The sequence below is a fragment of the Sphingobacterium sp. HSC-15S19 genome (genome assembly GCF_050433745.1).
Taxonomy (GTDB): domain Bacteria; phylum Bacteroidota; class Bacteroidia; order Sphingobacteriales; family Sphingobacteriaceae; genus Sphingobacterium; species Sphingobacterium siyangense.
On sequence record NZ_JBNPWQ010000003.1, the window covers coordinates 189,908 to 209,809 of the forward strand.

Genomic DNA, 19,902 nt, shown 5'->3' on the forward strand with positions numbered 1-19,902 from the left:
TAATCGAAAGACATGAAAACGTCAATAATCATGAATAGAATTGCCAAATCCAGCTTAGCGATACTAGTGTTGTTTATGGTGACATCTTGTAAGGACTATCTAAATATTGATCAGTACTTTGACGATGAATTTAATATTGATTCGGCATATGCAAATACACGTTACTTAGAAGCGTATATGTGGGGGGCGGCAGCAATGTTCCCTGACGAATCCAATACGATCAGATCCAACTATACACCAGGGCCAATGGCGACAGATGAAGCTATAAATGGCCTTACAGGTACTGGGACAACCAATATTTACTACGGGATGGATTTTGTCACCGGAAATATTACGCCTGATTTTTATGGTGGACTTAACCAATGGGGAAAATATTATAAAATTATCCGCAAGGCGAACAATGTATTGAAAAACATTGATGTGCCAAAGGACATGAGCTACGCAGATCGTAACCGTATCGAAGGATATACACGTTTTATTAGAGCTTACGCATACTATAACCTCATTATAGATTTTGGCCCACCAATCTTGTTGGGAGATGAAGTTGTGAATACCAATGAGGATATTGCGTATTATGACCGGCCCCGGGCGACGTATGATGAGGCTATGGAATACATCTGTGGTGAATTTGAAAAGGCTGCTGTACAACTTCCTGTTGATGTTAGTCTATTGGATTTCGGCAAACCGACAAAAGGTGCCGCATTTGCATTGATCGCCCGTTTGCGCTTGATCCATGCCAGTCCATTGTTTAATGGCGGACCTGTTGCCGCATCCTATTTTGGTAGCTGGATTCGCAAGACCGATGGCACACATTATGTATCACAACAATACGATGAAAAACGTTGGGCAGTAGCCGCTGCCGCTGCTAAGCGTGTTATGGATATGGGCCGGTATAAATTATATACAGTGCCTGCGGACGAAAGAACGCCTACACTTCCAGCTGGCGTAACGTCCGATCCCAACTTCTATGGAAGCTTTCCGAATGGGGCGGCTGATATTGATGCATTTAGATCATATTCTGACGTCTTTACCGGTGAGGCTGTCGCTTCAATCAATCCCGAATACATTTGGGGGCGTAATACAGAATATTTTAGAACGGATTTGAATCAGGGGGCATTTCCGCCAACTTTAGGAGGATGGGGACGTTTCTCGGTGACACAAAAAGTTGTAGATGCTTATCTGATGGATGACGGACGTACCAAAGAAGAAGCACGTGGCGATACGTATTTTGAGGCGGTGGCTGATCTTCCTGCCGGTGGAACCTTTGGCGATTTATTTACGGCTCAACCGCGTAAATTTTCAGGTTACCCACTGAATGCGGGGATATTTAAGATGTATGCAAACCGTGAAATGCGTTTTTATGCATCGATAGGTTTCAACGGTGCTGTGTGGCAGGCTTTGTCGAGTACAACGTTGAATACACATACGGCTAAATATTTTTATCAGGAACCTGATGGTCGAGGTGGTGTCTCGGCATCGTCGCCTAACTATCCATTAACTGGTTATGTTATTAAGAAATGGGTAAATCCATTTGATGCAATCAGTGGCACGGGGGCCAGAATGATGCCCAAAGCATATCCTATTATACGTTATGCAGAAATATTGTTATCCTACGCTGAAGCACTAAATAACCTTACTGGAAGCCATACGGTACAGCTTGGTGATAAAACCTATACCGTGAGCCGGGATGAAAGTGAAATAAAAGGTTCTTTTAATGCTGTTCGATACCGTGCGGGTTTACCAGGATTGTCTGCTGCGCAGCTTGCCAACAAGGCAGAGGTACAGAAGCAAATAGAACGTGAGCGTATGGTGGAGTTTCTATGGGAAAACAGACGCTTTTACGACGTACGCCGCTGGGGTAAATACGAAGAGACTGAACGCGAACCAATTCGTGGTATGAACCCCGATGGTGCGGACCGGGAATCTTTCTACAAGCGAATTTCACCAGGTACATCGTCATTCTTGACACGTCAGGTAGACAAAAAATTAATTTGGGTGCCTATACCTCGTGCCGAAATGCGCAGATTACCATCATTGGATCAGAATCCGGGCTATAATTAGGATTAAGCATTAAAAAAGGAAAATATAACCGTCTTCCATAACCGTTTTGGTTTGTGGAAGACATTAAAATATTAAATTATGAAACGAAGTTTTATCGCTATACTGACAGCTTCGATGGCTTTAGTTGCCTGTAAGGACAATGAAGTATTCGAAAAGGAAATGTATAAAAATGAGGTAGCATTAATAAGTTCTGATTATCACAATACGTTTAAAGAAGTGGTTCGCTTGACGGGAGAAGAGGTAATTGGCTATGTAGCGGCATCTTCAGGAGGTACCCATGCGCCTGATAAAGATCTTGTTATTGCACTGGAAGAGGATTCAGAACCTTTAGTAAAATACAATTTTGCTGTTTACGATAATTCGGAAGATCTGTATGCCAAATTACTTCCTAAAGAGAAGTATGACATCATGGACAAAAGGATTGTGATCAAAGCAGGCGAGCTAACAGGCCGTACCATGGTTAAATTGCGACCAGATGGATTATCTCCGGACTCTACCTATTTTATTGGGCTGAAAGCAACAGGTTCATCCGGTGTTGAAATCAATCCTAAGAAAAGCACCATATTGTATCAGGTCATCATAGAGAATGAATATGCATCACAGGCCAAAAATACCATGTATTCAATGGTGGGGTTTGCCAATGGTTTGTCTACAGCGGCGAATAAACAGCTATTTCCATTAACCAGCAATAGCGTGCGGATGGTCGCCGGAAATGAAACCTTTATATCTAAAGTACCTAATATTACGAAAAACTGTCTTACGTTGGAGATAGATGATTTTAATAACGTAAAGATAAAGCCCTACAAAGATATTCAGGTCGTACAATTGGACAATGACCCAATGTATCCGAATAAATTCAAAGTGGAAGAAGCATTTGGTATGCGCACAAACGTGTTTTTATTGTCATATCAATATACGATAGGCAATGTGACGACAATTATGAAGGAACGTGTTGAAATGCAGGTTAAATAAAATTATGGAATTCATGAATACGATTAATTATTATAAATTGGATACGTTTCCAAAATCAATAGTTGTCTTTTGTCTTAGTTTGATAATGATACTAACATCCTGTAAAGACGATCTTGCGGTAGATGGTGCTTTTGCACTAAAAGATAACCCATCAAAATTGACCGCTGCGGCTGATGGTTTATCTGAAACCTACACTGTTCAGGCGACAGGCAAATGGAAGGTTGAGCCCCTCCGAAAAGAAAACTGGCTTAAAATCGATCCAATGGAGGGGAATGGAAATGGAACATTTACCGTTACCGTCCACAAAAATACCGATCCCGAAGCGCGTGAACTGACTTTGTTTTTTACTTTAGATGGAAAGTTACAAAATAACGTGCTGAAGGTAGAACAGGCAGGAACCACAGATCAAGGACAGGTGAAAGATCCCTATTTAAAAATAGATGGCATATCCAACCGTTTGGAAGTTCTGGAAGAGGGAAGTAATGGACAATATATTCTCCGTTCTACAGGTAAGTGGAAAGTTGCGGTGGAGGACGAGTCTGACTGGGTTAAGGTTTCCCCTATGGAAGGTGAGGGCGATACCCCGATAACAATCACTGTAAATAAAAATACCGACATTGAGCGTACAGCAAATCTATTGTTATTTTTAGACGATGTGCAACAGGCATCTCCGCTAACGGTATATCAGAAAGGCCAAAAATTGCAAGTAGAGGGCGATGTCGTTCTTCAGGAGGACTTTAACTGGCTGACCTATGGAAGCGAGATCTTTAATGCGACTTCAGGCGAAACCAGGATTGCTTTATGGAGCACGGAAGAGTTGGCCAAAGGCTGGACCAGTACGATCAATACGACAGAAGGTGGCGGTAATTATGCATCGATTTATGCGCGACCAGGCTTTATTAAATTAGGGCGTACGAACTACGGCGGCGATCTAATTTCGCCGAAGCTGGCCAATGTACAGCGTACAAAAAATCTATTGGTTACCTTCAAAGCTGTACGATATGCCACTGGTGATCATTATCTACTCAACGTTGGTGTCAAAGGACCGGGAACGGTCAGCGTGAGCCAATTTAATGTGATGAACGTTGCAACTCCTAATTCGAATCTAGAATCGTGCAGGGCTGCATGGCAAGCTCCAGAGGCGACCTATTCTTTTGTTGTTACGGGAGCTACTGCGGAGACTCAAATTTGGTTATTGGGTGGCGCTTTTGATCAGCGTGCTGGTAATTGGCCAGCTACTGTTAACCGTATCTTTGTCGACGATATCGTTGTTACCGTCGCTAAATAATAAACCTGGCCCATGCATACTTTCTCTTCAGAAAAATTGCATGGGCTATTTTGTGCCCCCTGCTAAGTAATTGTTAATAGCCTTTAATCACCTATTTTTTATGAAAAAAAAAGAACAATATAACCGACGGGTCTTTATTCGAACTACATTGGTAACCGGACTTGGCCTAACATTAAACTTATACAGCTGCACCAAAGCTTCAGCTATTCCCGAAAATAAGCCCGGTGAACCCGAACCGGAGAATGAAGATAATACATTACGGATAACCGGTGTGCTATTGTCCGCCCGGATAGAATCTTCCAAGGGGGGCGAATATACAATACAAGGAATGGGATTCAAGACGGGAGATCAGCTATATTTTGAATCACTGAATAAACCCGGTGTAATGGGGAAATTTACCGTCGCAAGCAAATCTGCTTCTGCAGATCATATTGTTTTTGTTTTCCCAACGGACTTGCCATCGGATAGTTATCGGATATCCGTAAAACGCGGAGCCCAGTCATTTTTGTTGGGATCAACCATTGTCAATTTATTTTTTAATGCGAATATCCCCGACAAAACAGGAATGACTGTAAAGGGTGTTGTTTACGCTAATGGTGTAGGTGTTGCCAATGTTGTGGTATCAGACGGCTTTGAAGTGACAATGACGGATGCAGCTGGTATATATTATTTACCTTCTTCCAAAAAAGGAAAATATGTGTTTATCTCCATACCGGGAAACTACGAAGTTGATTCAAACGTCAATGCGCCTCAATTCTTTCAACGCCTTTCGCAGCCGGCTAATATTGTTGAGATTAAAGATTTTGAGCTTAAGGCTGTAAATAATGAAAAACATGTGGTCATGGTGTTGGGGGATATGCACTTGGCTAAACGTACGGATGACCTGAATCAGTTTCAGAAAGGATTCCTGCCCGATGTTAATCAATCAATACAAAACTATAAAAATGCGGGCAATAAAGTGTATGCGCTGACATTGGGAGATATGACTTGGGATGGGTACTGGTATACCAATAATTATGCACTGCCGCAGTATATTGTTGAAATGAATAAGATCAACGCGATGGTATTTAATACCATGGGCAATCATGATAACGATCCAAAGTTTTATGAAGATTGGGGGGCTGAAGATAAGTTCCGTGATGTATTGGGGCCGACTTATTATTCATTCAATATCGGTAAGGTACATTACATTGTTTTAGATAATATTGAATATATTAATGCCGGTGATGCAAGGAACTATAATACAAAAATTGTCGCTGATCAGATTGAATGGCTCAAAAAAGATCTAGCAACCATTACGGATAAGGATACGCCGATTGTGATCGCCATGCATGCACATTTACATACCAATCCAAGTCTCAATACGAACGGTGCCGAAACGACAGGATATCGGATAAGCAATGCGCAGGATTTTGTGAACGCCTTGAATGGATTTAAAACCGTGCATGTGCTCACGGGACATACGCATATCAATTATAACGTGGAAACTGCTGCTACGCCGCATATCATGGAGCATAATACAGCTGCCATCTGTGCGACCTGGTGGTGGACCGGTAACGCGGGATATGCAGGCAATCATATTTGTAAGGATGGGGCCCCAGGAGGCTATGGAATATGGGCGATAGACGGAAGAGATTTAAAGTGGGGGTATAAGAGTATTGGTGAGCATGCTGATTATCAATTTAGGGCTTATGATCTTAATCAGGTGCATCTTACCAAAGATAAATATGCCCCAAATTTTAAGCCTACAAGTGATCTGAAATGGCAGAGTTATGCGGCGGAATATGCGAATCCCAATAACAACAATGAGGTACTGATCAATGTTTGGAACTACGATAAAAATTGGAAAGTCGAAGTGAGTGAAAATGGTCAACCGTTGACAGTCTCCCGTGTCCGTATGCGAGATCCATTGCATATTGTTTCCTATTCAGCACAGCGGCTTAATCGAAATGCTACCCCCACCGAGGACTTTGTCAGCACCCTGACAGCGCATATGTTTAAAGTGAAGGCCTCTTCTCCCACCAGCACCTTGTTAATTAAAGTAACTGATCGTTTTGGTAAGGTTTATCAAGAAACTATGGTTAGACCCAAAGCTTTTGGATACCTGATGAAGTAGTAGAGAGCTAGATAAAGCTCCGTCACCTGAAGACTGAGCTTTATCTAAATCAAGTTATTCCTATAAAGAATGATCTGTATTATCGAATATAAGATTTGATGGTACAGGGTCTATTAATAGGTAATCTTAGGCTTGCCATTTTCAAAAACCACCCCTTTGGCTGGTTTGTCATTTTTGTCTGGACAGTTCAAGCTTTTGTCCAGCACTCTTTTTGCATGATCCAAATGATTATACTGTTCTGCCATATTGCCAAACTCAGCAAAGTTTTCTTTGTCAGTATACAATATAGAGATAAATTCACAGTCTTTACGAAAGGGGGCGATATGCCATTTACTTGGGTCGGTACAGGGAATGTCATTGAAAAATGTGGTCATTTTAGGTAACAGTTCATCCAGCCGCTGGTTAATTTCAGGCAGCTCCAGATCCCTAGCGCTGGCGACTTTGACTTTGCCTGCAATGCAGCGTATTCCAAAATGAGGCGGAAGATAATTTTCAGCTGGACTGGTATTGTAAACAATAGGCCCTTTATATACTTTCTGTGCCCTTTCTTTAAGGTCTGCAGCTTCGGCAATTAATTTATTATAAGCTTGCTCAAAGCTCGGATGTACGGGGACATAGGTGTAATAAAGCGTGTCAATACGACATTCCTTTAGGTCATTGCAGGAAAGATTTTCAGTTAGTTTAACAGCTTGTTGGATTTTATCGTCTGCTAGGCTAGTGAGTTCTCCATAGTCGTCTTCTTTTTTACAGCCTACAAATAAAAATGTACTAAATAACAAAAAGTAAAATAGGTGTGTTAAGTGCTTCATAAATTTGGTTTTTGTAAGATTAACGAAAGCTATTAACTATCTGCTACAGTCAAAGGTATTCTAATGCAGGGATATATTGCTTTTTATTATCAATAATTAATAAAGTTGTTTTCGAATAGTCTTTAGTTCGGCGAAATTAACATTTAAAAATGACTTAGTCTAAAACACTTTAGTGTAGTATTATTGCTAACCATCTCTATACGACTTGTTTTGATACAATGTGCAGGTAGGCAAGGGTTGTCCATAATTACTTTGTACAGGGATGTCTTTTTTTATGCCAGAAAATGAGATAATACCGCGAAATTGTCGCACTCCACTACCGCTACAAATTAATGTTACGTAGAAAAATAATATTAAAATTCGTATCTTCGTGCAATGGATAATTTTATTGTTTCTGCACGTAAATACCGCCCGATTACCTTTGATTCGGTTGTAGGTCAGCAACACATTACTGGTACCTTAAAGAATGCGATACACAACAATCAGTTGGCGCAGGCATTTTTATTTTGTGGTCCCCGCGGTGTGGGGAAAACTACCTGTGCGCGTATTTTAGCTAAAACAATAAATTGTGAAAATATCTTAGCAGGCACTGAACCTTGTGGTGCATGTGCTAGCTGTAAGTCTTTCCAAAATGGAAATTCTTTCAGTATTCATGAACTGGATGCCGCATCCAATAATTCCGTAGATGATATCCGCAACCTGATTGATCAAGTACGCATACCACCACAGGCTGGAAAATATAAAATCTATATCATAGATGAGGTGCATATGCTTTCTCAAGCGGCTTTCAATGCTTTTTTGAAGACATTGGAGGAACCTCCTTCCTATGCTATCTTTATCCTGGCGACTACTGAAAAACATAAGATTTTACCAACGATTCTTTCGCGCTGTCAGATTTTTGATTTTAACCGGATCAAAGTGGAAGATATGGCCAGTCATTTGGCCCGTATCGCTGACAGGGAAGGTATTGCTTATGATCAGGACGGATTACATATCATTGCCCAAAAGGCCGATGGTGGCCTTCGGGATGCCTTGTCGATGTTCGATCAGATCGTCAGTTTTTCCAATAAAAATGTCACCTATCAAGCGGTAATCGATAATTTGAATATCTTGGATTACGATTATTATTTTAAGCTAACGGATGCTATTTTAACTGAGGATGCAGCACAAACTTTATTGATTTTCAATGAGATTTTAAATCACGGGTTTGATGGCAGTCATTTCATAGCCGGTCTGTCTGCACATTTTAGAAATTTGCTGGTTGCTAAAGAGCCGGCTACGCTAAAATTATTGGAAGTCAGTGATAGTATTCGTCAAAAGTATCTGCAGCAGTCCCAAAAAGCTTCTCCAGGATTTTTGTTATCTGCATTGAATATTTCCAATCAATGTGAGATCAACTATAAGACAAGTAAAAATCAACGCCTGCAAGTTGAACTTTCACTCCTCAAGACATGTCATATCGCAAGTGCGATTAAATTGAGCCAGCTTGGATCCGTACAGATTCCTTCGGCAACCGAGGGCGTAAAAAAAAAACTTCCTGAGCCAGTAGTTGGACAAGCGCAACAAACCTCGGTAGTCCCTACTCCGCAAGCGACTTCTCCAGCGAATGCTCCTGTCGTTGAAAACCCTGTGACACCGCGTTCGCAAGCTAACCCCGTAAATTATCAGGCTTCCGAGACTAAGGAAGAGGTGAAAAAAGATCCTATTTCCAACGTGCCTCCTAAAGTAAAAAAAGGCGGGTGGGGAGCATCTACTGCAGCAATTATTCCGTCTTTGCCGGATTTGAATACCATATACGATAACAATGCGGTTGCCAAAGAAGGTGATGAGCCAGAATTAATACGTGGAAGCGAACAACGTGATGTTTCATTCGGTCAATTTATTGCTGTTTGGAATAGTTATGCTGAACAGCTGAAAGCGGAAAACAAGATTAACTTGTATACCATGATGACGGCTATGCAACCGCGGTTAAATGGGGTATTGATTGAAATTGATGTCGAAAATGGTGTTCAGATGGATGTATTGCAAAGTGCAAAGGTTGATGTGTTGAACTACCTACGTGTGAAACTCCAGAATTTTTCGTTGGATCTGCAGGGGGTGATGATGGAACATACGATTTCACGCAAGCCCTATACTTCCCAGGAGAAGTATCAAGCGATGGTCAACAAAAACCCGCTTTTAGATACTTTGCGGAAGGAGTTTAACTTGGGGCTAAGCTAATTCAAACACGCTAGTTGTTTTTTATTTTTGTACATTTGCAAACTCTTCCATGAAGAGGGAAATATTTAGTATTTATTATGCAAGGAAATTTTCAGAGACGTGATCGCGACCACGGGGAAAGACGTGAAGTGAATCAGATGGTATTTGGTATTCGTGCTGTCATCGAAGCAATCGATAGTGGTAAAGAGATCGAGTCATTATTTATACAACGCGGTTTGAGCGGCAGTTTGATTCTAGAATTGAAAGCCTTGTTAAAGGAACATAATATCGCTTCTCAACAGGTGCCAATTGAAAAATTAAACCGCATAACACGTAAAAATCATCAAGGTGTAATTGCGGTTATTTCTCCAATTACCTATCATGATATAGAAGAACTTCTCCCTCAGATTTATGAAAAAGGTGAAACTCCTTTACTTCTGATGTTGGATGGAGTGACAGATGTGCGCAATTTGGGTGCTATTGCACGTACAGCGGAATGTTCTGGAGTACATGCCATCATTGTCCCTAAAAAGGGCTCAGCTGAGGTTAACCCTGATGCCATTAAAACATCTGCTGGAGCACTTTATAAAATCCCTGTCTGTCGCCATGATAGCTTGTCCAAAGTTGGTAAATTTTTGATTGATTCAGGTGTGCAGTTAGTTGCCAGTACAGAAAAAACAACCTCGAGCATTTACGATGTGGATTATACAGCTCCAACCTGTGTAATTATGGGGGCAGAGGACGTTGGTGTTTCCAATGACCTAATTCGTATTGCCGACCACCTGGCCAAGATACCAATGTACGGTGAAATAGGTTCGTTAAATGTATCTGTGTCGGCCGCAGTAGTGATCTATGAAGCGATTCGTCAACGGATTGTTAAAAAATAAAGAATATAATTTAGTTGATTACAAAAAGCCTTTGTTTTTGACAAAGGCTTTTTTGTAGACTAGTTTTGATAAATATCTTCAATCTCTTGTTCGTATTTTTGCAAGATAACTTTTCTTTTCATTTTTAACGTCGGTGTCAATTCACCGGTTTCAACGGTCATTTCGTCGGGAACTATGATGAACTTCTTGATCTGTTCCCAGCTGCCAAAATTTTGATTAATACGGTTGAGTTCCGATCCCATTTTCTGTTTCAGTTCTGGGCTATTTAGAAAATCTAGTCTAGAAAGATTGGCAAGGGCGGGAAAAGCACTTCTTGACCATTCTAGAAGATTATTATAGTTGGGAACAATCAACGCCGCAGGAAATTTGCGGCCTTCTCCAAGTACCATAGCCTGTTCGATAAATGAAGATTCGACCAGTTTAGATTCGATCTGCTGCGGAACGATATATTTTCCTCCAGAAGTCTTGAACATCTCTTTCTTTCGGTCTATAATTTTAAGAAATTTACCGTCTACCCATTGGCCAATGTCCCCAGTATAAAGCCAGCCATCCTTGATCGCTTCTGCTGTTGCCTCTGGATTTTTATAATAGCCAATCATATTATTCTCGCCTTTAGTCAATATTTCTCCATCGTTAGCAAGCTTTATTTCGATATTAATTAACGGTAAGCCTACAGTACCAATTTTCATACCTCGTTTATAGCAGTTTACAGCGATACATGGTCCCGCCTCAGTGAGGCCATAACCTTCATATATTGGAATCCCTGCTGCCATATACAGACGGATTAATCTTTCCTGTAAAGCAGCACTCCCGGAGGCAATCCCTTTGATGTCACCACCTAATGCTTCGCGCCATTTTGAAAAAACTAATTTACGGGCAATGTTCAGTTGAAAGTCATACCACCATGTACGTCCCTCCAGTTTGTATTGTTCGCCGACGCTCAAGGACCAGAAGAATAGCTTACGCTTGACTCCTGTTAATTGCTCTCCTGTAGCCATAATCTTCTCATAAACTTTCTCCAATACACGAGGTACAGCGGAAAAAATATGTGGTTTAACGGATTTAAAATCTTCACCTATCGTATCCATCGATTGAGCAAAGAAGATTGTCAAACCTTTGTACATATATACATATTGGAATACGCGTTCATAGGCATGACAAACTGGAAGAAAGGAGAGGGCACGATCACCTCGTTCGACAGGAAAGGAATATTCACTACTCAACGTATCTGCCAATAAATTTTTATGAGACAACATAACACCTTTGGGATTTCCTGTTGTGCCAGAGGTGTAAATGATGGACGCCAATGTATCGGTTTTTATACCATCACGTAGTTGGTTTAGCGTTTCATCTGTAATGATCTCGCCCTTGGAAACGAAGTCATGCCAATGGTTTAGACCATCCTCTTTGTCTAGACTGTAAATAGCATTTAGTTGCGGACAATTATCTTGTATCGTTAATATCTTTATGTATAGTGTCTTTGAACTAACAATACACTTCCTGATTTCGGCATGATTGAAGATATACGTGTAATCTAAGGTTGAAATATTAGGGTAGATGGCGACTACTACAGCTCCAATTTGTTGAATGGCAAAATCAAGGATATTCCACTCGATGCGGTTCTCACTAATTAATGCTACTTTCTCTCCAGGCTGAACGCCTAATGCGATCAAACCTTTAGATGTCTCGTTGATCTGTTCAATAAATTGAGTATTGCTTACTTGTACCCATTCGTTATCTTTTCTGAAAGAAAACATTGGGAAATCCGGGGCAATACTATATTGCAGGTATGCTAAATCAAATAATCTTGTTGCTACTATTGGCATGTTAGAAGTCCAGTTCGTATAATACAGCCAATTTACGCTTTTTTATAGAGACTATTATATTGGCAGGAGATATTAGTGCCTGTACTGTTAGGAGGGGAAATAAAAGAAAAGACTCTGGCATCTCAAGCTGATCGCTTTTGTACCAGAGTCTTTAACTCTTATGCTAAGTACTAATGATTAGTATTTGCTTTTTGATTCTTTACGTTTTCCAGAGAAATCACGGAAGCCGCCGCCATTGCTGCTACGCTCGCCACGATCACGACGCTCACCACTGAATCCGCCTTCACGTCTTCCGCTGCGTTCGCCGCCACCATATCCACCTTCACGTCTTCCACCGCGATCACCACCACGGTATCCACCTTCACGTCTTCCGCCACGATCACCACCACGGCTTCTTCCGCCACGGTCGCTACGACCTTCACCTCTTGCTTCACCAGATACTTCGATACGTACTTGACGACCGTTGTAATCTACACCTTGGAATCCTTGGAATACTTTTTCTACTTCTGCATCTTGAACTTCGAAGAATGTGAACACGCCTTTCAAATCAATTTTACCGATTGATTTTCCTGAAATATTCGCATTGTTACAGATGAAGCCCAACATATCTCCACGAGAGAATTCGTCTACTGAACCTAAATTCATAAATAAACGCGTGTAGCCTTTTGAACCTTCACGTGAACGACCATCACGTCTATCACCGCGGTCTTCACGACCACCGTCACGCGCTTCGATATTTAAATCAGGTGCATTTTTGTAATAATCCAAGAAACGGTTGAACTCAAGAGAAGCGAATCTTTTGATGATATCTTCTTTTGAAAGTGACTCCAAATTTTCCATAATTGCAGGCAAGAATGGGCTGATTTGTTCGTCGTTTACTTCAACATTTTCAATCTTTTTAACGATAGAAAATAATTGTTTTTCGCAAACTTCAGCACCTTGAGGTACTTGTTTTTTCTCAAAAGGCTTACCGATGATCTTTTCAAGATGACGGATTTTGCTTAGTTCTTTTACGTTTACCAAAGAAAGTGAAATACCAGTTTTACCTGCACGGGCTGTACGGCCTGAACGGTGTGTATAGTTTTCTGTTTCATCAGGTAAAGAGAAGTTAATAACGTGAGTTACATCACTTACATCAATACCACGAGCGGCTACGTCTGTTGCGATCAACAATTGTAAACTACGGTCACGGTAACGTTTCATTACTTTATCACGTTGTTGTTGGGATAAATCACCATGTAATGAATCTGCATTGTAACCATCTTTAATCAACGCTTCAGCGATATCCTGTGTTTCGATTTTTGTACGACAAAATACGATACCAAAGATATCAGGGTTTGAATCCACAATACGTTTGAACGCAGCATATTTATCTTTTGCTTTGATCAAATAATAGTGGTGTTCAATGTTGGCATTACCGGTGTTTTTTGTACCCACAGTAAGCTCAACTGGATCGGTCATATAATTCTTTGCGATACGACGTACCTCAGAAGGCATTGTCGCCGAAAATAACCAAGTTTTTTTCTCGTCAGGAGTTTCTGACAAAATGTTGTTGATGTCTTCTTTGAAGCCCATATTGAGCATCTCATCCGCTTCATCCAATACAACATATTTTACATTTGAAAAATCAATCGCATTTCTGCCGATGATATCCAACATACGACCTGGGGTCGCTACTACAATTTGCACTCCACGTCTAATTTGACGTAGCTGGTCTGAGATATTTGCACCTCCATATACAGCAACAACATGTACGTTGTCAACGTATTTAGCAAATTTTTCTAAATCTTTTGAGATTTGTAAACATAATTCCCGAGTAGGGCAAAGGATTAATGCCTGTGGGTGTTTTTGAGAAAAGTCTAATTGCTCTAATAATGGAAGACCAAATGCCGCGGTCTTTCCTGTGCCAGTTTGGGCTAATCCGACAAAATCGTCGTTACCAGTCAATAAAACAGGAATGGCTTTTTCCTGAATTTCAGAAGGTTTTTCGAAACCTAATTCTGAGATGGCATTAACAACTTCCTCACGGATTCCCAGTTCTAAAAATGGGTTCATGAAATATTTTATACAATAGGCACTATTGCCTAAGGCGTTGCAAAGGTAAGAATAATATTGGAATAAACAAATAATTTAAATAATTGATTTTTAAGGGAATCTGATTCTTTTATACCAGGTGATAATAAATTGAGCGCTGTTATATAGATTTAGCTCACTTTGAAAAGTATTATTTCGAATGTGAAACTATTTTATATACCTACAGTTTCTTTATTCATTTATTAATAGAAACTTAATATCTCAACCTTAATTTTGGTATTAGCATGAATCAAGGACCAGTTGTACATCAGCGTTGGCTACAAGCTATTAAAGAGTTTAACGATACTTCTGCTTATGAGGAATTGTATCGCTATTGCTGGAAAGATCTTTATCAGCACGCTGCCCGTCGGATCCTAGACCGACAGGATGTGGAGGATATTCTACAGGAGCTGTTTGTCCAATTTTGGGAAAGGCGGCATACAATCGACATCCAAATGAATCTTCCAGCCTATTTGAAAGGGATGCTCAAATATAAAATTATAGATTTCTTTAATTCCAATAAAGCCAAAGACAGATTGTTGGAGCACTGGAGTAAACATATATTCGACTATGTGCAGCAGCATCCAGAGGATCTCAACACGTATTTAGCCCTTGAGAAGTTGTTGGAGGAAGAGCTGGAAATTATGCCACAGAATATGCGGCAAGCGCTTTTATTAAAATGGGAATATTTATCCATTCGAGAGATAGCCATGCGTACGGGGCTGTCTGAGCAAACGGTCAAAAATAATCTTACGGAAGCATCCAAACGACTACGGAAAGCTATTTTGGGCTATCAACATGTTCAAAACGGTAGTTTTAGCCTTCTTTTGGTCTTTATGATAGACGAGCTCGCTAAGTAGCTTACCCACCTTGCCATATTCCTATTTTCTGAACTTTGATCCTTTAACAATTCTTTCATACAACATTAACTATTTCTTGAAGTACTTTGGGGCTTTTTTGCAGACTTGTATATAAACAGCAGGCATAAAAAGTGAAAAGAAGAATTTTTGAATCCTTAATCTATAGATACCAGCATAATAATGCGAACAAGGCTGAGAGGTCCCTGATTGATCGCTGGTATGATACGCTTGATCGGGAAGAACTTTCTGAAGGGGAGATAGATGAGGTTCGATTATGGAATAATATACAGCAACGTATTGGAAGTACTGCGTCTAAAAAATCAGTGGGTCGGAGCATAATCTACTGGAGCGGAGCGGTTGCGGCAAGTCTACTGTTATGTGTTGGCGTTTTATTTTGGACAAAACAGCATGATCTGAATTTCTCCCAAAGAGAAGCGAATTTAAAACCCGGTTACCGGATTTTTGAAACAGGGGCCTCACAACGTAAGCGGATATTTTTGGCCGACGGATCAACCGTTGTAATGAACGCATATTCCAAAATTAAATTGGATACCGTCTCTTACAATAGGCGTGATCGAGTTGTGGAACTTATGGCTGGAGAGGCCTATTTTGAGATCAAGAAAGATTCCTCAAAAGCTTTTGTGGTGAATGCCCGACAAATACAGACAAGGGTGCTGGGGACCTCCTTTACCGTGAAAAACTATGCGGAATTGGATGAGATATCGGTGTCCGTATTTACAGGTAAAGTGCAGGTTACTGCCAATAACAATCCGCTGGGTGTACTGACCCGTGGCGAACAGATCCGTTATACCAAAAATAACCACAATAGTCATCAGGAGACTTTTGATCTGACGACACGGAATAGCTGGATTGAGGGAAGAGTTTATCTTAAGCAAAGCAGTTTTGCAGAATTGGCACTGGCGGTCAAAAGTATCTATGATGTGGATATTAAAACTGACGATCAGCGGATTGCCCAACAACGGTATAGTATGCCGATATCAAAGCAGCTGTCCTGGACGGCAACCCTGGAAAGTATCAAAGCAATTCATCACAACAAATCAAGGAAGGAGGGCAGGATAGTGCATATTTACTAATTCGGGAATAAAAAAAGAGAGCTGACGACGGCCATCGTCAACTCTGCATCATGTACCATTTGGAGATGGTATAAATAACATATACAACAACTTAAGAGATATTATATACGCATACAAATTTATGAAATTTAAGCAATACGTTACGCAAAACGATATTAAGTTTATGATAAGGACATCGTTGGTAGGTCTATTTCTTTCGATCGTGTCGGCCGAAATGCTCTTAGCTTCGGTCGCATACGGGCAGTTACTCGATAAAAAGATTACAGTTTCTTTTAGTGAATCTAATATTCCGGCGGCTTTCGAACGTTTGGAATCCCAAAATATACATATCGCTTTCGATGCAGCGAAATATAATCTGGCAGAGAAAAAGATAAATGCCAAAATTTTTAAAAGTAATAGTGTCCGCGATGTCATGCGTTATCTGCTCAGGGAGACTGACCTGATGGCTCAAGACAACAGTGTCTATATTACATTAGTCGAAAAACCGGTACAGCAGAATGGGTATATTTCAGGTAAAGTTATTGATGATCGCGGTCAGCCTTTGGCTAATGCCAGCATCAAACTGATCGGTACCAATAAATCAACACAGAGCGGTATCGATGGGAGCTATCTTTTGAATGCTGAACCGGGAACCTACATATTGGAAGTCAGTTACCTCTCTTACCAGACCCAACGTATTGAAGGGGTCAAAATACAGTCCGGACAACGGACAGGGTTAAACATTGCCATGAAGACGCAGGTAAATGCGCTAGAGACGGCAGTTGTCAATGTATCGTTTAAAAAAGCTTCCGTAGCCGGTCTTTATGCGGCGCAAAAAAACGCAGCGTCGGTGACGGACGGAATATCCGCCGAACAGATCGCACGTACACCGGACAATGATATGGGGCAGGTTTTAAAACGTGTTACCGGATTGACCACTGTTAATAACCGGAACGTCATTGTGCGGGGGATGTCCGACCGCTACAATCAGGCCATGTTGGACGGTGTGGTGATTCCGAGTACTTCGCAGAATAGACGGGATTTTTCCTTTGATATTATACCGACAGAAATGGTGAGCTCGGTGGTGGTCAATAAAACGGCAACACCGGATGTATCCGCTGAATTTTCTGGCGGACAGGTTTCGGTAAATACATTGGATATTCCGGAGAAGAATTTTACGACAATACAATATGGGATAGGTGGTAATTCCCGCACAACTGGCAAAGACTTTTATCGGCTGGGGGAGCGGAAAGCATCGGAATTTTTTGGTTTTAATCATTCTTCTTCAAAACAACCTGAGGGGATATTGCCTTGGTATTGGAATGGTGAAGCCCGACGTCTGGATGCCCCCCCTGGGTATGTACTGGACGATCCAAAGTTAAATGAAGAATTTTTAATGCCGGGTTCAGATGTCAAGTATAATGACATTGATGCAATATCCCAATCTAAACAGGTCAATGCAGACGCTATGAAACTATATCGTTATAAAGCCAATCCCAACCAAAATTTTCGGTTTGCATTGGGGCGACGATATAATCTTTCAAATGGATTATTGTTTGGTTTCTCTGCTTCTGCGAATATTCGAAATGAACAAAATATTGTAGCCTTCAATAATGTGAGAGGATCCGCTATTAATGGAGCACACTATATTGACAGTACAGGAGTCGGTTTAAATGGAGCGGGTACTTCTTATCGTTTTAATAGTAGTAGTGGGTTAGTTGCGAATTTTGGGTTACAAGGGCAGGATTTTAAGCTCGCATTCAAAAATATATATGCCCGTACTTATAACAACTCCTATAATGAAAATATTCGAGCGGCCTTTGCAGACCTAAGTAATGCTCCAACAAAAAATCAGTATCAGCTGCCTGAAGCAATGTCTTTACAACAGCATCAATTAAGCGGCGAATATAAATTGCCTTGGAAAATTAAAGCGGAAGGCATGTTTGCCTATAATAAAATCAAACAACAGATTTTAGATGAGCGGAAATTGAGATATAGATTGACTACTGTATTCGATGATCAACATCTATTTCAGACTCCAAATTTGTTAAATCTTTCAGGATGGTCAAATTCATCTGTGCTGGGAAAAGATTCCCGTATGTGGACACAGATCAATGAGGATGATTATAATTGGGCAATGGCATTTTCCCGCATTTTTGGAGAAGGACGATCTGTCAGTACTTTGGTTAAAGTTGGTTATCAGGGCTGGTCTAAGAAGCGAGATTTATCCATATTTCGTTTGTTGCCCTTTACGCGTTCCTATATGCCTAATGATCCGTCAACCGCAGCACCTGCTATCGAAGCGCCTTATGATGTGTTGTTTTCGTCGGAAAATATTGGCAACGGCATTGGTCAGGCTTATTATTATCCCGAGCTTATTGGCGGAAATGTATATGACGGAAGTATGCAATCGCACGCAGGATATTTTATGTTGGATCAGAAATTATGGAATAAATTGCGCTTGGTGTATGGTGTTCGTGCTGAATATTATAACCTAAAAAATCGTCAGGACGAAATGTTTAGAAAACAGAATGGTGATCCGAATGATGACAAAAATAAATTTATAGCATATAAATTGCTTGTGCGTGAAAATAATTGGAAATTTTTACCATCCATTAATGCCACTTATAGTGTTACTAATACCTTTAATGTTCGAGGTAGCTATTCAAAAACTGCAATCCGTCCAGATTTTCGAGAAACAGGTTTTTTTGGATTTTATGACTTTGAACTGGATGCGATTATTTCAGGGGATAATGTGGAATCGACCTTTATTGATAATGTAGATCTGCGGTTGGAATGGTACCCAAGTCCGGGAGAAATTATATCATTAACGGGATTTTATAAATATCTGGATAAACCCATTGAACTGGTCGAAGATGAATCATTTACGGGTGGGGCCTATTATGTCTTTAATAATATGGAATCTGCTAAAAATAATGGGTTAGAATTTGAAATTCGTAAAAATTTAAGTTTTATAGGTGATAAAGATTGGTTAACAAATTTTTTTATCTCAGCGAATGCAACGCTTTTAAGCTCCAAAGTAAATGTATTGAGTTCGTGGAAGTATAAGATTGTTGACGGAAAGGAGTTGCCTGAGCGGATTAAAGATCGTTCTCCCGGTCAGGATCGTCCTTTGATCGGTCAATCACCATGGTTGTTGAATTTGGGAATTGGCTATTGGGGAAATTCATTCGGAACGACGGTTAGTTATAACCATAGAGGATACAGAACGAATATTACTTCCATTGATCCCAATAGAGTGGAATATGAATTAGCGCCTAAGCAACTGGACCTGCAGATATATAAACGTTTTCTCAACAATAAATTAGAAGCTAAGTTGAATATGGCGAACCTATTAGATGATTGGACTCGCTATTATCAGAATACAGAGGGATACAGTGTCGGAAATGAAAATGGAATTTATACAATCAAAAAATTTAAAGGGGACAATAGATACAATAAAGCTGATGGGGATATTATAACCTATCGAAAAAAAGATGGAAGAAGATTTAATCTTTCATTGACATACAATTTTTAATAAGATAAAACTATCTGCGCGAGGCAGTTTCATATCACTCCTCAATAATGTACATAAGTTCCGGGTTTGTCCAAGTCGCACAACAGGGAAGTAAAATAGAAAAATACAGAAAACGGGTGATTGAAAACAACTATGCAACCTTATGAAATGCTATCCCATAGGGATGCATAGTCTAAAAAATGATCTTGTGATGGCAAAGC

General features: G+C 40.4%; 12 protein-coding genes. 9 read left to right on the forward strand and 3 right to left on the reverse strand.

The genetic code is table 11. From position 1 onward, the window contains the following. Nucleotides 1-12: 12 nt before the first annotated feature. From L1283_RS04075 to L1283_RS04090, 4 genes are all read left to right on the forward strand, one after another. Complete coding sequence (locus tag L1283_RS04075; RefSeq protein WP_070567268.1) at nt 13-2,061, forward strand: RagB/SusD family nutrient uptake outer membrane protein; 2,049 nt, start codon at nt 13-15, stop codon at nt 2,059-2,061. Between the two features lie 78 nt (nt 2,062-2,139). Beyond that, the gene (locus L1283_RS04080; RefSeq protein WP_070567266.1) at nt 2,140-3,033 is read left to right on the forward strand and encodes a DUF1735 domain-containing protein; all 894 of its coding nucleotides are present in this window, start codon (nt 2,140-2,142) and stop codon (nt 3,031-3,033) included. Between the two features lie 85 nt (nt 3,034-3,118). After that, on the forward strand, nt 3,119-4,321 hold the full coding sequence (locus L1283_RS04085) for a BACON domain-containing protein (protein ID WP_254667725.1): 1,203 nt from the start codon (nt 3,119-3,121) through the stop codon (nt 4,319-4,321). A 100-nt stretch (nt 4,322-4,421) separates the two neighbouring features. Beyond that, on the forward strand, nt 4,422-6,437 hold the full coding sequence (locus tag L1283_RS04090) for a calcineurin-like phosphoesterase C-terminal domain-containing protein (protein WP_429625791.1): 2,016 nt from the start codon (nt 4,422-4,424) through the stop codon (nt 6,435-6,437). Nucleotides 6,438-6,550: 113 nt separating this feature from the next. On the opposite strand, the gene L1283_RS04095 is transcribed toward L1283_RS04090, so the two are convergent. Further along, on the reverse strand, nt 6,551-7,246 hold the full coding sequence (locus L1283_RS04095; RefSeq protein ID WP_429625792.1) for a hypothetical protein: 696 nt from the start codon (nt 7,244-7,246) through the stop codon (nt 6,551-6,553). A 375-nt stretch (nt 7,247-7,621) separates the two neighbouring features. On the opposite strand from L1283_RS04095, the gene L1283_RS04100 reads away from it, so the two are divergent. Together L1283_RS04100 and rlmB are read left to right on the forward strand one after the other, a co-directional pair. After that, complete coding sequence (locus tag L1283_RS04100; protein ID WP_070567258.1) at nt 7,622-9,466, forward strand: DNA polymerase III subunit gamma/tau; 1,845 nt, start codon at nt 7,622-7,624, stop codon at nt 9,464-9,466. A gap of 77 nt (nt 9,467-9,543) precedes the next feature. Then, nucleotides 9,544-10,332 carry a 23S rRNA (guanosine(2251)-2'-O)-methyltransferase RlmB gene (rlmB, locus tag L1283_RS04105; protein WP_046672182.1) on the forward strand — a complete coding sequence of 263 codons (789 nt, stop codon included), beginning with the start codon at nt 9,544-9,546 and terminating at the stop codon, nt 10,330-10,332. A gap of 59 nt (nt 10,333-10,391) precedes the next feature. Here rlmB and L1283_RS04110 read toward each other — a convergent pair whose 3' ends face one another. Both L1283_RS04110 and L1283_RS04115 read right to left on the reverse strand, forming a co-directional pair. Beyond that, nucleotides 10,392-12,158, reverse strand: a complete 1,767-nt coding sequence (locus tag L1283_RS04110; RefSeq protein WP_429625793.1) for an AMP-dependent synthetase/ligase — start codon at nt 12,156-12,158, stop codon at nt 10,392-10,394. A gap of 177 nt (nt 12,159-12,335) precedes the next feature. Then, the gene (locus L1283_RS04115; RefSeq protein WP_075991675.1) at nt 12,336-14,213 is read right to left on the reverse strand and encodes a DEAD/DEAH box helicase; all 1,878 of its coding nucleotides are present in this window, start codon (nt 14,211-14,213) and stop codon (nt 12,336-12,338) included. Nucleotides 14,214-14,476: 263 nt separating this feature from the next. Here L1283_RS04115 and L1283_RS04120 point away from each other — a divergent pair, with 263 nt between their 5' ends. The 3 genes from L1283_RS04120 (at nt 14,477) to L1283_RS04130 (ending at nt 19,702) form a co-directional block, all read left to right on the forward strand. Continuing rightward, nucleotides 14,477-15,091: an RNA polymerase sigma factor gene (locus L1283_RS04120; RefSeq protein WP_429625794.1), complete on the forward strand. Its 615-nt coding sequence runs from the start codon at nt 14,477-14,479 to the stop codon at nt 15,089-15,091. A gap of 131 nt (nt 15,092-15,222) precedes the next feature. Continuing rightward, on the forward strand, nt 15,223-16,185 hold the full coding sequence (locus tag L1283_RS04125) for a FecR family protein (protein WP_429625795.1): 963 nt from the start codon (nt 15,223-15,225) through the stop codon (nt 16,183-16,185). Nucleotides 16,186-16,348: 163 nt separating this feature from the next. Further along, nucleotides 16,349-19,702, forward strand: coding sequence for a TonB-dependent receptor domain-containing protein (locus L1283_RS04130; protein WP_429625796.1), 3,354 nt, complete (start codon nt 16,349-16,351; stop codon nt 19,700-19,702). Nucleotides 19,703-19,902 lie beyond the last annotated feature (200 nt).